This is a genomic window from Bradyrhizobium sp. JYMT SZCCT0180, from assembly GCF_018130165.1.
Taxonomy (GTDB): Bacteria; Pseudomonadota; Alphaproteobacteria; order Rhizobiales; family Xanthobacteraceae; genus Bradyrhizobium.
Genome location: NZ_JAFCLZ010000022.1, coordinates 115,703 through 129,858 on the forward strand (window position 1 = coordinate 115,703; position 14,156 = coordinate 129,858).

The 14,156-nt window shown below is 57.7% G+C and carries 9 protein-coding genes; 3 read left to right on the forward strand and 6 right to left on the reverse strand.

The features are described 5' to 3' along the window. Window positions 1-16: 16 nt before the first annotated feature. From JQ641_RS28860 to JQ641_RS28870, 3 genes are all read left to right on the forward strand, one after another. Window positions 17-3,409 (forward strand): TM0106 family RecB-like putative nuclease, encoded by a 3,393-nt coding sequence (locus JQ641_RS28860; RefSeq protein WP_349628641.1) that lies wholly within the window; start codon window positions 17-19, stop codon window positions 3,407-3,409. A 740-nt stretch (window positions 3,410-4,149) separates the two neighbouring features. Further along, entirely contained in the window at window positions 4,150-7,023 is a 2,874-nt protein-coding gene (locus JQ641_RS38145) for a DUF8426 domain-containing protein (protein WP_249150787.1), read from the forward strand. After that, a complete protein-coding gene (locus JQ641_RS28870) occupies window positions 7,020-8,330 on the forward strand; it encodes an McrC family protein (protein ID WP_211999259.1) in 1,311 nt (436 codons plus the stop codon). The genes JQ641_RS38145 and JQ641_RS28870 overlap by 4 nt, the downstream gene beginning before the upstream one ends. Window positions 8,331-8,538: 208 nt before the next feature. On the opposite strand, the gene JQ641_RS28875 is transcribed toward JQ641_RS28870, so the two are convergent. The 6 genes from JQ641_RS28875 to JQ641_RS28900 all read right to left on the reverse strand — a co-directional run bounded on the left by JQ641_RS28875 (window position 8,539) and on the right by JQ641_RS28900 (window position 13,779). Then, complete coding sequence (locus JQ641_RS28875; protein WP_211999260.1) at window positions 8,539-9,813, reverse strand: DUF2130 domain-containing protein; 1,275 nt, start codon at window positions 9,811-9,813, stop codon at window positions 8,539-8,541. Between the two features lie 154 nt (window positions 9,814-9,967). Further along, window positions 9,968-11,545 (reverse strand): AAA family ATPase, encoded by a 1,578-nt coding sequence (locus JQ641_RS28880; protein ID WP_211999261.1) that lies wholly within the window; start codon window positions 11,543-11,545, stop codon window positions 9,968-9,970. Beyond that, window positions 11,542-11,682 (reverse strand): hypothetical protein, encoded by a 141-nt coding sequence (locus tag JQ641_RS28885; protein ID WP_211999262.1) that lies wholly within the window; start codon window positions 11,680-11,682, stop codon window positions 11,542-11,544. The genes JQ641_RS28880 and JQ641_RS28885 overlap by 4 nt, the downstream gene beginning before the upstream one ends. Continuing rightward, window positions 11,679-12,299: a hypothetical protein gene (locus JQ641_RS28890; protein WP_211999263.1), complete on the reverse strand. Its 621-nt coding sequence runs from the start codon at window positions 12,297-12,299 to the stop codon at window positions 11,679-11,681. Before JQ641_RS28890 ends, JQ641_RS28885 begins: the two co-directional genes overlap by 4 nt. An 11-nt stretch (window positions 12,300-12,310) precedes the next feature. Beyond that, window positions 12,311-13,243 (reverse strand): DUF4357 domain-containing protein, encoded by a 933-nt coding sequence (locus tag JQ641_RS28895; RefSeq protein WP_211999264.1) that lies wholly within the window; start codon window positions 13,241-13,243, stop codon window positions 12,311-12,313. A 245-nt stretch (window positions 13,244-13,488) separates the two neighbouring features. Next, window positions 13,489-13,779 carry a hypothetical protein gene (locus JQ641_RS28900; RefSeq protein ID WP_211999265.1) on the reverse strand — a complete coding sequence of 97 codons (291 nt, stop codon included), beginning with the start codon at window positions 13,777-13,779 and terminating at the stop codon, window positions 13,489-13,491. Window positions 13,780-14,156: the final 377 nt, after the last annotated feature.

The following is a 14,156-nucleotide window of genomic DNA, read 5'->3' on the forward strand; positions in this document are numbered from 1 at the left end:
CACGGGGGGGTTGCACGTGAAAATCGAGGGCCAAGACATATTGCTTTCCGCATCGGACCTGATGCGGTTCATGGGTTGCGCACATGCGACCGCGATGGACCTTCGTTACGCAAGGGGGGATCCGCTCGTTCCTGCGGAGGATTCCGAAGATGCTAAGATCCTCCAGAAGCAGGGTGACGACCACGAATTGAGATTTCTCTCCAAGCTAAAAACCGAACATCGTTCAGTCATCGAATTTAGCCGACAGGAAAATTTAGGCGCAGCGGCTCGAGCAACGCGTGACGCCCTCGCCCAAGGAGCGGAGGTCTTATTTCAGGGAGCGTTCCTTTCCCCTCCATGGGGTGGCTGGTCCGATTTCTTGATAAGAACTGAAAAGCCCTCAAAGTTGGGAGATTTTTCGTACGAGGTTGTCGACACCAAATTAAAACGTAAGCCAGACCCGAAGCATATTCTGCAGCTTGTACTCTACTCTGACCTCCTGGCCGAAATTCAAGGCTGTGAGCCCGACCAAGCCCACATCGAATTGGGTGATGGGACACGCTTCTCGTTTCGGCTTCCCGAATATGCAGCCTATGCCCGTCACGCGCGCGCTCGACTTGGAGATTTCGTAGTCCGTCCAGCTGCCACATCTCCAGAGCCCGTTAGGATGTGTGGGCTCTGCCGTTGGCGGGAGGATTGCGACAAGCAGTGGGAAGAGACTGACAGCCTCGCGCTCGTGGCGGGCATATCTCGAAGTCAGCGTAATAAGCTGCTCGCATCCGGCGTGACTACAATGACTGAGCTAGGACGGCGCGCGAAACGCGTTCCGCGCCTCGCAGAAGCGACGTTGGCGAAATTGGCGGTGCAAGCGCGTCTGCAGTCTGCAAGGCGCGCCGGAGGTCCCCCAACGTTTGAACTGAAGGCGCTCGCTCCCGATCGTGGTCTCGCGTTACTTCCCGAGCCCGATTCCGGTGATCTCTTCTATGATATAGAAGGCGACCCCTTTTACGACGGCGGTCTCGAATATCTCCACGGCATCTGGTTCTCGGACAGTGGTCATGATCGGTTTGAAGATTTCTGGGCACACGATCGCGCAGAGGAGGGAGAAGCGCTCCGTCGGCTCATGGCGTTCTTCGAAACTCGCCTCAGAGAATCTCCCAAGGCTCATATTTATCACTACGCTGCTTATGAAATATCAGCCTTACGTAGACTTACGAGTACTCACGGCATTGGGGAAGCGTTGCTCGACCAGATGCTAAAAGAGGGCCGATTTGTCGACCTCTATAGTGTTGTCTCCGGCGGAATTATTGCATCTGAGCCGGCCTATTCGCTAAAAAATCTCGAAGTATTTTACATGGCGGAACGAACGGGCGCGGTCAAAACGGCTGGCGGCAGCGTTGTCGCGTACGAGACGTGGAGAGAAACCAAGGATGACAAAATTCTGGAAGAGGTACGCGACTACAACAAAATTGATTGTATTTCGACGCAGCAGCTACGCGACTGGCTCGTCGCTTCGGTAAGACCTGCTGGCATGGCCTGGTGGAAGAAGGGAGGGGTGAGTGCCGAAAAGACGTTCAACTCAGAAATCATTGCTGAGCAGCAGGCTGCCGCGGACGCCTTGCGAAAAAAACTGGAGCCTGTCCGTGCCCGCCTGGGCGGCAAAGTTGCAGAGCTTCTTTTTGATCTCACTTACTTTCATAGGCGAGAGAAGAAGCCTACCTGGTGGTCGATCTTTGACAAGATCGGCAAGGATGCCGAGGACCTTATTGACGACTTTGATTGTTTGGCTGGCCTTGTGGCTAAATCAAAATCTGTGGATGGAGGGAAGTTTTGGGAGAGAATGTTTGATTTCCCCGAGCAGGAATCAAAGCTTGACGTTGGAGCGTGCCATACGGACTTGAATGGAATGCCCGCAGTCGTAACCGTGATGGACATTGACCGCGATAAGCAAGTAGCAATAGTCAAGTTTCCGAAGGCGTACTTCCCGACAGCGCCGGATCAACTGTCTCTACTGCCATCCGGACCACTAAAGACCGATGCAATCGAGGCGGCCATCGTTCGCGTAGTAGGATCTGCCGTCGCCAACGATCTGCGCTATCCTGCGGTTTTGGATTTTATTTGTAACGTCCTGCCGAGGTTCAAAACGAAAAATCGGAAGAATGCCATTGTCGGCCCGAACGGAGACCTTGTATCCCAGATCGTTGCTGCCGTTGGCGACCTTGATCGCAGCGTTCTGCCAATCCAGGGACCGCCAGGCACCGGCAAGACCTATGTCAGTTCGTGCGCTATCCTCGAATTGGTGAGGCGGGGCAAACGAGTGGGGGTCGCATCCAACAGTCATAAGGCGATTGATAATTTGCTGTGTGCTGTTCTAGACCGAGCAAATGAGGCAGGTGAAAAAATTGGTGCGGTTAAGAAGGGTAGCGAGCCGATAACTGGCCCCCATGCCGGAGCAATTTCTCATACTGACAACAATAAGGATCCGAAGCTGCTTACGGAGTCTGTCGTTGGTGGAACGGCATGGCTCTTTTCCCGGCCCGAATTTGACCAAGCCTTCGATTACCTCTTCGTTGACGAAGCAGGGCAGGTATCGATCGCAAATGTCGTAGCGATGGGGACTAGCGCCAAAAATATTGTGCTCGTGGGTGATCCGATGCAATTACCGCAACCAATTCAGGGTGCTCATCCCGGCGATAGCGGGCTATCGGCTCTTGAGTATCTGCTTGCGGGTCATAATACGGTGCCCGCGGATCGTGGGATATTTCTTCCGGTATCTCGAAGGATGCATCCCGACGTCTGCCGGTTTATTTCGATGATCGTTTATGAAGGCCGTCTTGCGAACGATGAGGGTGCTGGTCGACAAAGAATCCTCGATGATTCCGGTCATACCCTGTCTGGGGTCCATCTGGTTGAGGTTCCCCATGCGGGCAATAGCCAATCATCGCTAGAGGAGGTTGTCGGGATCCGGCGACAGATCACTTCACTCTTAGGAAAGCGATTTAGGGATCGCGACGGCAATGAAAGGTGCTTGCAACTGAGCGATATCCTTGTTGTGGCTCCCTACAATTTGCAAGTTAACGCACTGAAGGCAGGCCTTCCTTCCGGCGCGCGAGTCGGAACAGTCGATAAATTTCAGGGACAAGAGGCTCCGGTCTGCATAGTTTCAATGACTACATCGTCAGCTGATGAAATTCCGCGCGGAGTAGACTTTCTCTTCAGCCTCAATCGCATCAACGTCGCCGTTTCAAGGGCGCAAGTTCTCTCGCTGGTCTTTGCGAGCCCGCGCCTGCTCGACGTACCCTGTGCGAATATTATGGAGATGCGTCTAGTCAATAGCTTGTGTGCGCTCAAAGAATATGGCGCGGGTACGGCCGCCCGCACCGGTGATCGATCTCAGGGCATGCCAACTTCTGTCACCTCACCCTCCTAACCTTCCTAGACCAGGAAAGGGAGGGACCAAATGTACACTCGCCATGCACAGACCCGCTGCCAGCAAAGAGCAATTCGACCCGAGGTCGTCGATGCCCTCCTGGATTATGGGTGTCAGAAGCGTCGACACGGCGCGGACGTTTACTTCATGGATAGCTCATCTCGAAAACGAGCTCGTTCCGAGCTTGGTCGCAGAGAATACGCCAAAATTGAGGGTCGACTGGATCGATATCTGATACTGGGGGATGACGGCCAAATAGTAACTGCTGCGATCCGGCTGCGTAGGCTCGCCATCTAGGGAGGCTAACGAGGGTAATTAGGACGACAGTTCAACATGGGTAACATAACCATCCGGCCCATTAACGGGGGTTCGCAGAAACCCGGCAGCGGCTGCGTGTCCGATGCATCCCTTGTCCATACGAAGTTGGACGCCATTAAAATTCAAAAAGACCGGTACGGTCTTAGTGCCGAGATGCCATGCCACATGCTTCAATTGCGTTTCAAAATGCGTTTGTCGGGTCCTGTCACGAGCAAGGGTTTTCTTTGCAAGAGAGTTTGCGTCAAAGGTGCTTGTCGCTTTGACGAATACATCGCTGGATCCCGGAAGCGGCTCGTAGTCTAATGGCACCCAAACCCAATTTGTCATGGCCTTTTTAGCCGCTGAGCTGTCATGATCTTGGGAGTACTGATGCGTACCAGCGCCATTACGCGCTCCTTGTTTTGCCGAAGAAGGGTTGCCAGTTGAGCCAAGCCGACGATATTCGCAAGTTTGTCATCGTCAACCATATTTCTCCGGCTCGTTCCCGCGGTGACGCCCAAGTCTCGGTGAGAGCCGGTGATGTGCACCGCGAAATGGATCTCTCAAACTCAATGCCCGCGGTTTGCAGCGCTATAGGCAGCAGCAAGTTCTGGACAGAGGCGGGTGTTCGCGAGACCAAAAGGGATGGCCCCGCTAATAGCTCGACCGTTGTGTTTACGTTCGCAATTGATCAATCGTCTACGATCGACGTTGCGGCCGCCGAGAAAGAATTGCGAGCGCGGTTTGGCAATCCCGATGTTGATAACGAAAAAATTCTATCATTCAACCTGCCTGATGGGCGCGCAATTGCGCTTCAGCGCGACATTCAAAATGTTCAACTTTGGCTCGAGAGCAGCGGTCGTACCTTCCCATCGAGTTGGGAAATGCAACTCTACCAGGCTGACCGGGGGAGGCACTCAAACCTGCCGGGTCGGCTAAAACACAATCCCCCAGAACTGCTTCGCCAGCAGGGATTTCCTCGACCAGTTCTGAGCGTGCGCGCGCGTAACCGAAATGAGTTCACAAATATCCTCGATTGGTACAGCCAGATGCCCAACACGTTAGATCTTGAAGCGCTAGGCAAGCTAAAAGCTGCTTTTGTTTCTCATTTTCCAGATTTCGAAGCGCTCGGTTTCGACGCGACGCACGGCAGCTATTGGGATGAAGAGCGCAAATATAAGCAGGCTCTTATCGAGCGAGTAGCAGAAGTCACAGGGCGAGGAGATGAGTTGTCAAATGCCCAAGTGGGCAATGATGTTCTGGCCATTCTTGAATCTCCAGAATCAAACCTTCTTGGCTGGAGGATGACAGATAGGCTGCGAATTGTGCGCTCAACGGCTACGCCGCTGATCAACGAAGCAGCAGGGGCATTGCTTCGAAGTCCTCTGGATCCGCCTCAAGCCGTCGAAGAATTCGTACAGAAAACGTGGCCTGAATATTCGGAGGGACAGGAGGGCAATATGCCCTATCGGGATATGCGCACGATTCCGACGATGTTGCTGGCGTTTGCCAAGCCTGAACGGGCGATCGGAGTTCGATACAAGCCGATCTATACGGCAGGGATGCGTCTACTACACCGCTCGTTGCTCAAAAATGCTCCATTCTCTGCCGCCGAATATGGAGATGTGCTTGCGATGAGCGAAGCCATACTTAATGTCATGCGCGACGATTGGGGATGGAAGCCCCGTGATCTTTGGGACGTTCAAGGATTTATCTGGGTCACGTGCAACGGTTCTGATGCGGATGAGGCGGTCTCCGATGAAAAATCGATTGTCGCTGAGTCGTCGAAAAAGAGCGCGGCGCCGACCAATGTAATCCTTTACGGTCCTCCCGGCACCGGCAAGACATATAGGAGCGCGCAAGAGGCCGTCCTCCTGTGCGACGGCGTTGCTCCCGATGAACAGGACCGACAAAAACTAATGGAGCGCTTTAACGCCTTAAAGGATGCGGGTCGAATAGCCTTTGTAACATTTCACCAAAGCTACAGCTACGAGGATTTCATTGAGGGATTAAGGCCGGAAACCGCCGCCGAGGATGAAGGTGGTCAATCCTCCTCTGGAGGTTTCCGGCTCAAGCCAACCGATGGCGTCTTCAAACGCATTTCTGCACTTGCCGAACAGGCTGGGGCAGTTAGACCGGCAGCGTCCGCATTCGATCTTGATGGCCGCAATTTTTTTAAGATGTCACTCGGCCGAGCTTACGATCAGAGCGAGATCTACCAAGCCGCAATTGACGGAGGATATGTCGCGCTGGGCTGGGGTGGAGACACGGATTGGAGTGATCCAATCTTCGAAAAATTTGATGCCATTTTGGAAAAGTGGAGATCCGTCGAGCCAGATATTAGCAGCAACCGGGGTGATGTAACCCAGACGTTTCGGTTACGTGCAATGATGCAAAAGGGCGATATCGTAATCGTATCTGATGGCAACAGTCAGTTCCGCGCGATTGGCGAAATCATCGGACCCTATGAATTTGCGAAGGACGCCACCGACTATCGACATCGGCGAAAAGTACGTTGGTTACGTGTTCTTGAGAAATCGTTGCCGGTCGAGACTATTCTCGATGGCAAATTCACGATGATGTCGCTTTATCGAATTGATCCCAAAAAGATAAAGCGAGCTGCCCTTGAGACAATACTGGGTGAACAGGGAGCTACTACCACCACAGACCTCAACAAGGATCCGGATCCGTATGTTCTGGTCATCGATGAAATCAACAGGGCCAACATTTCTAAGGTCTTCGGAGAACTCATTACCCTGATTGAACCAGACAAGCGGTTGGGCTGTCTCAATGCGCTAACGGTGACGCTGCCATATTCTCACGAGGAATTCGGCGTGCCAGCAAATCTCCACATTGTAGGTACGATGAACACGGCCGACAGGTCGATAGCCTTGTTGGATACAGCTCTACGTCGGCGATTCCAATTTAAGGAATTGATGCCCCAACCCTCTCTTCTCGGCGACAATGTGGGTGGAGTGAATATTCGGGCCCTTTTGTCCGCGTTGAACGAGCGGATTGAGTATTTCTTCGATCGGGAACATCAGATAGGGCATGCTTATTTCATGGAATGTCAGTCCCGAACGGACTTGGATAGAGTGATGCGCACCAAAATCATTCCGCTTCTGTCCGAATACTTTTACGACAATTGGGAAAAGCTGCGCGAGGTACTCGGTGAGACTAGTGATGAGGGGCATTTCACTGTTCGGACCAAGCTGCGGCCTCCAACCACGGGAGCAATGGATTCTGACATCGAACGCTACCGCTATGACGTGCGTCCCGAGTTTCCTGCGAATGCATATGATCACTTCATGTCATGATCCATCGAACAGTCCGCGAGTGGGATTACATAGCTGTTGAGCCGCCTATCGGCGGACCGGCCGGTCTAAGTCGCTCAGTTGCCGACCGACTGTTGAAAGCAGCGCGCAATACGGCGCTCGGAGGTGAGGATGGAGAGAAGATCCTCGTCAACGGCGTCTCAAGGCTTCGCGCTCAACAGGTGGTCGGCATTCTGGCCACGGAGGACGCGACACTCGAAATCTTGCCCAAAATAGATGGCTCGACCAGTGATAATGCCGCGGCTCGCCGAAGCCTAGTCCACATGCTGGCGGTAGTGCTCGATCTAGAAATTGCCCCCGGCGCGAATGCCGACTTGAGCTGGCAGAAGGATGACCTTCTGGAGATCCTCGTTCGATTGTTCTGCGATAAACTGTTTGCAGTGCTTCATCGTGGAATGCCGCGGCGGTACGTCGGCAACCAGGATGATCTCTCGACCCTACGGGGCCGGCTAGACGTGGTACGTCAATTTACAGTGTTGGGAGCCACACCTCAAAAGCTTGCTTGCCAATTTGAAAATCTCAGCGCCGATATTGCGTTGAATCAAATAATGAAGGCGGCAGTCGCGCGGTTAACGACAACTTCTCGCTCGGAGCAAAATCGCCGAAGATTAACGGAGCTTGCCTTCGCATTCGATGAGGTGAGCGCGGTCGCGGTCAAGGAGCTCCCTTGGAACAAGGTTGTTATTGATAGAACTAATAGCGGGTGGCTTGAGTTGTTTCGCTTTGCGAGGTTGCTGTTGGGAGATCGCTTCCAAACAACGACAAGAGGCAATGCTCGAGGCTTTTCTCTGCTTTTTGAGATGAACACGCTTTTTGAGGAATTCATCGGTCGAATGTTCAGGCGGGCACTCTCCGGAACGGCCTTTCAAGTCGTTCTGCAAGGGCCCCAAAGCTACGCGTTGATTGATCATGCAACCGGCGCTCGTCGTTTCGCAACAAGGCCGGACATCGTCGTGAGCAAGGACGGTAAACCCCTTCTGATCATCGACACCAAATGGAAGCGTTTGAAGGGAGAGATAGATGACGCCAAGCGCGGCGTCGGACAGGCCGACATCTATCAAATGATGGCGTATGCCCATGTGTATAATAGTAATTCTTTGATGTTGCTCTATCCACACCATGACGAATTAAGCATCGGCGAAGGGCTCCAGACGCTGCACCGCATTGCTGATAAGCAGGACAGCCGTCTTGCGATTGCGACGATAGCGTTGTCTGATCCAAAGTCCGTCGGAATGCGTTTGAGAAGGCTTCTGCTAGGAGACGCCGAAGTTTTTAATCTGACAATGTAGTAACGTTGCTGTTGCCTGTCTCCTGGGTCAAGAAAACGGATTGCGCGCGAGACAAGAGGTTGATTGGCTGCCAAATAGTTGGAACGTCATCCCGCTGGCCTGTCTGAGAGCCTACGGAATTCTCGTGTAGACAGCAATCCGCCTTCGAAGTTCATCGCGCGGATATGGAATGCTATCGCAGGCCAGCGAAGTCGTGCCCGAAAGGGCCTTACTCCGCAGCCTCTCCTGCCGCCTCGATCAACAGCACATCCAAGCTCTCAATCTCCTGCATGGCCCTGCCGGCAATGCCTTGGAAATCGCCATAGAGGCCAGCGGTCGAATCGAGGACGCCTCGAAGCTGCTCTTCGCGTTTGGCCCACAACCGCATCATCATCTTGCGCTCACGGTTGAGATCCTGCTGCATGTCGGTGAACCGTTCGACGATGGCATCGATGCGGTGGCGGAAGCGCGGACCGGTCAGGTAGGCGTACACCATCTCCATCTTGGTCTGCTGGCCTTCCTGTGCTTGTCGGCTGCCGGCGAGGTCGATCAGCGACTGGCGAAGGACAACCGCGAGCGGGATGGCGAAGCGCGGCTCCGCGACCCAAACGTTGTCGATGAGATCGAATGTCTCGACACCCTTGGGCAAAGCACGGGAAACGATCAAGGCGATCTCCGCTTTTGCGGCGCGCTGATCATCGCGCAGTTTTCCGAGCCAGTGATCATTCCAATTCTTGGTGTGCTTCATTTCCCAGAGAATGGTGCCGCAGGCCTGACCCGCGGAGCTAAGAACACGATGCGCCACGTCGCCGCCGAACTCGCCCTTGGCTACGGGCTCGATTACATCACGCGGAAAGCGGCTACGGAGCAGGGATTCAAGCTCGATCTCGAGCGTCTCGCCCTGCAACTGCTGCGAGCCCTGTTCGGCTTTGCGCCGGAGATCCTCGATCTGTCGCTGCATGCCGGCGATCTGGGCCTCCTTCTCGGCGACCTTGGACTTGAGGGTATCCTCGGCTTCTAATTTGGCCTTCTCGCGAACGGCGACAAGATTCTCCTGAACCTTCTTCTCGACAGTCAGTTCGACCTCGCGCCTGGCGTCATCCAGCTCGCGCTGCTTGCGCAGCACTTCAGTCTGCGCCTGCTGCGCTTGCGCCAGTTTCGCGTTATTCGTCGTTAGCGTTTGCTGCAGCTCCTTAAGCTGCTCGTCGCGCTGGCCAAGCTCGTCGGCCAAGGCTGTCCGGGCCTTCTTCGCCTCGGTCTCAACGATGGCGGCGCGCTCCGTTTTCAACTTGGCCGCCACGTGCTCGTCGATGCTCTCGCGGGCTTTGGCGACGTCGTCCTGAATCTGCCTGAGCTTGGCCTCGCGGCGGCCGAAGTCGGCCTCCTTAGCTGCAAGCTGCGCCTCGAACTGCCTGCGCGTCTCGGCGATCAAGGGTGCAGCAAGGGATTCCGTCAACTTGATTTCGGTACGGCACTCGGGGCAGACGATCTGAGGGTCGGTCACGGTATCGGTCCTATTGTGGATATCTTGAATTGTATCGATGTTTCGGACCACCCTTGAGGCGTCCGGCCGCGTTATCCCCGGCAATCGCATCGGACGGAGGGGCAACGCCTTGGGCGGCATCGGTTTCGAGTTGTTGTCAGTCTCGTGGGGCATCTCAGTTCCTCGTTGCATGGAGATCGCGCCCGCGCAGGATCGCCTCGACGGTACGGCGCAAGCGTCGGACCGAGCCGCCGCGCCAGGTGCGCGCAACGGCGGCGTGTTCGGCGCCGTCGAGCGAGGGGACCCAGCTCGCATCGAGTCCGCGTTCCTTGGCGAGATCGGCGATCACGGCTGGCAAGAGCGCATCGAGGTCGCTGGCGGCCGGCTTCGGAAACCTCACCACGCGAAACCGGTCGCGGATCGGCGAGGGCAGGGGATCGAGGCTGTTGGCCGTGGCGATGTAGGAAACCTGGGAGACATCTAAGTTCGCCTGCAATGCCGGATCAGGGTAGCGCGCATTAGTCTCGGACTCGAGGAAGCCGAGCAGGCAGTCCCACAGCCGACCGTAGTCGGCTCGTACCGGTGCCTTCTCAATTTCATCGAGCAGGATCAGTGGGCTCGCGGTCTTGCCCTGAGCGACAGCGAGGAAGGGATGGCAAGGCTCGGCCGAATACCAGCGCCTGTCGGTACCGCCGAACACGGCGCCGTCACTTCGGCTGGCGTCGGTACGCCAGACTGTGAGGCCCAGCACCTCCCCGAGGCGCCGCGCGAATCGGGTCTTGCCGCCGCCGGGATCTCCGACGAGTAACAGTGGGCGCAGATGGATCGTTACGCGCCCAACAAGGTCAGCGAGCGCAAAATCGATGACGTCGGTCGCGTAGGGGAATTCGAACAAAAGCGTGGAGCGTACCTCCTGCAGAGGGGGTACTTGGACTAGCGGCAAAGGAGTGTTGATGACGCCCTTCAGCGGGCCGAGGATGTCCTTCAGCTTGGTGTTCTTCATCGCCTCGCTGCTTAAGCGTACGACCACCAGATGATGATCGGGCACGGCTTCCGCGGCAGCGGCTGCCTGCACGGGGCCTTCGGCGGCCTCCTCGCCGGCGTCTTCAGCCTCCTCCAACCGTTTTCGTTCTTCTTCCTCCTTCAGTTTGCGCCGAGCAGCCCTGGCGGCCGCGACGATGCGATGCTCTGCCATGGACCTTCCGAGGTAGACCGCGTTCGGCGCCGCCGAGACTCCTCTCGACAGCATGTCGGTGCACGCCGGCAGCGCCGCCCAGCCGAAGACGAAGCGCTCGAGATCGCAGCAGAGGTGCTCCTCGGCGTGGCGCGCGATCGCATGGAAGCCATGGACAAGCGCTTTGCCCACCCGGCGATAGTCCTCGAAGTCAGTCCGATCGCGCGGTGTGGGTAGGCACAGAAGCCGCACGCAGTCGGCAAGGCTGCGCAATGTTGGCTCGTTCTGGACGACGGCTCGGTGGTCGAGTTCGGCGGCGAGCGCAAGTCCCGTATCGGCGCCAACGGCCGCGGCCCAGGTCGCGTTATGAGGGAGCTGCGGACAGAGCTCGTCGATCTCGGCGACCAGCCGCTGCTCGAGATAGTCGGTCTTGTCGGTGATGAGCATGGCGTAACGCAGCAGCCGGGGAAGGCCCTTGAGACGCTCGTTTGCATCCGACGAGTCCGCGGCCGCACCGGTCGAGACCGCGTCGCCCACTTCCGGCAGATCGATCTCATCGGCGTCGTCGGTTCGGCTCATGCCTCGTCCTCCGAGGTGTAGTTGCTGGTCATGCCGGAGGTCGCCGTCAGTTTCTGCATTCGGGGGATACCGTCGGCGGTAGCCCAGTTGATCGGCAGCACGTCGCGATGCAGGTCTGAAAAGACTTGAACCCTCATGCACTCTCTCCATCGTGGCGACGTTCCCGGAAGGCCGTCAACAACACGGTCTCGGCCGCGCGGAACTTGCGTGGATTGCTTGAGTGGCGCAGCCCGTGTGTGTACCAGGACGCGGCCAGCTCGGTGGCCAATCCGTGATCGAGGCCGGTCAAGCCGATGACCTGAGCCAGGACCAGCGCAGCCGCTGCGTTCCGCGCGAGCGCGCAGCGGCAAAGCGCCGTCATCGCGATGTCGATGGTGAGCGTGGTCTCTTCGATCGGCATCAGGGAGAACGCGACGCCGATGGCGGCTGCCGCGTCGCCTGCGAGCGCGGCCGTGAGATCATCGCCGCCATAGAGCACGCCGATCCGATTCACAGTCGTGAGCAGGGCGATCTGCTCGGCGTCGCGAAACGCATAGGACGGCAGCGTTCGCCACCAGTGCAGGGGCGAGACATCCGCGGCCTTGAACGGCCACGGACGATCGGGCGGCCTTTTGATCCGCCAGGCCGGGTTGTCGATGAATGCGTTCGCTGCGATCGATCCACGATCGATCGGGAGCGGGGAGCAAGCGGCGTCGGCGCGGTGGGGTCCCTCGTGCCGGAGCTTGCGCTCCGGCACCTTCGGTTCGTCGGTCATGGTCGTCACCCTTACCACGCGATCAGGATCGGGCGCGGGTAGCGCGGCGGCTGCCACTTGCTCGAGTCGACATGCGCCCCGGTCACGACCTTCGCCGCGATGGCGGCCGACGGGAAGCGGACGGCGACGCACAGGCGCTCTCGGTCCTCCACGCCGGGGATCGACACCAGCGCCTCGGCGTCCATCAGCTCGTCGCGGCGCGTCTCGACGATCTGCGGCGCGCTGGGGTTGACCGTGCTGCGGACCTCGGAGCCCGCCATCACCACGAAGCCCTCGGGCGTGGGATAGCCCCTTGCCCAGAGTTCACCGTAGGCGAGCTCGAGCTCGCTGCCGACCGGCGGCGTCGCGACCACGCCGATCTGCATCGGGCCCGTGTCGTCGAGCCCGATGGCGTCGGCCTCGACGACCGGGCGACGCTGGCTGGCGAAGTTGGAGCGCAGCACTCGGCACCCGGCGTCGAACAGCAGCCGGTCGCCGTGCTCGACGAAGATGTCGAGCGATGCCCGCTTGTGGCTGGGCAACTCCAGAAGCTGCGGGTTGGTGCCCTTCATGACATCGACGAGGCCGGCCTGCTCCGCGATCTTGGTGAGGCGATACTGCAGATACAGGGCCGCAGTGGTGTCGAACCAGGCGCCTTCGTACCCCGAGATCACGTAGACCTCCCGCGCGAAGGACTTGCTCTGGTCGCGGTAGTGGTCGGAGAGGCGGCGGCCGACGTTGCCGGTCTCGCCGATATAGGCCGTGCAGTGGTCGGCCAGCACGTAGCAGGCCGGCACGGCGGCGCGGGCCATCGACATGTCCTTGATCATCGCCGCCGGGAAGGCGGACACGGTGAGGCGCCCGACATCATCGTGCACCTCACGCAAGCCCTCGATGCCGCCCATCGGACGGTGGACATTGGTGCAAGCGGTCTGCACCGAGCTGTTGGCAGAAAAAAGCGTCATGGTGGTTCTCTCTTTCTCGTCAGTTGTGTTTGAGAGATCGAAGAGCCCGGCACCGTCGAACCTGAGCGAGCACGGCAACCCCGCCGCTAAAGGCGGGGGGCATGCCCGGTCGTCCCGACATTCGCCCTTTCGGCAATGGTCGACACCGCGTTTGATGCGCCGTGACCTTGCGTGGAGAGCTGGACGGAAGACGAACCGGTCCGTGCAACGCTTGCGCGTCGCCGACGTCGGGCTTCGCGATCCGGCTAGTCGATGGCGGTGGTGGTGGGGGGGGGGGAGGCCTCGCCCAAGCGCGTCGTCGCGCCGTCGACGTCATGGTCTCGCAGCCGGCTCACGCAGTGGGCGGTCTCGCCGACGTACATGGCCCCGCTGTCCTTCAGGATGTAGAACGCAGGCATGGACGACGCTTCGGTCGCCGGCAGGGCCGGGAACGGGATGGTCGTGACGGGAATGGTCTCGGGGCTGCCGGACATGCCGGGGTGCTCCAAGAACGGGGACGGGAACGGCGAATCGCCGTTATACTGGCTCTTAGCCATGATCGACTCCTCAATAGTCGGTTGTGGTCAGGCCGTTGTCGTGTGTTGGTAGCACCGGCAGCGGCCGCCTTCGCAGGGATTGCGATCGGCACGACGAATATGGGGTGCCTTGTTTCCGAATTGCAAGTTCCGCCCCGCTCCGCCGCGCGACATGGTTACTTCGCGTTTACGAATAGCGTTCGCGGGCTCGACACCTCCCGCGCCGCCGGTGGCGACAGCAACATTGCAAGCTATCAAGCAAGTTTGCCGGCACGAGAACAATCTATCGAACCAGCAAGCGATCAAGCTATCAAGCTATCAAGCTATTAAGCCAGCCGGCGTGGGCGTGAGCTATCACGCAAAGAGCGGCAGGTGTGCAGCGTGATGAGTTCGACCGG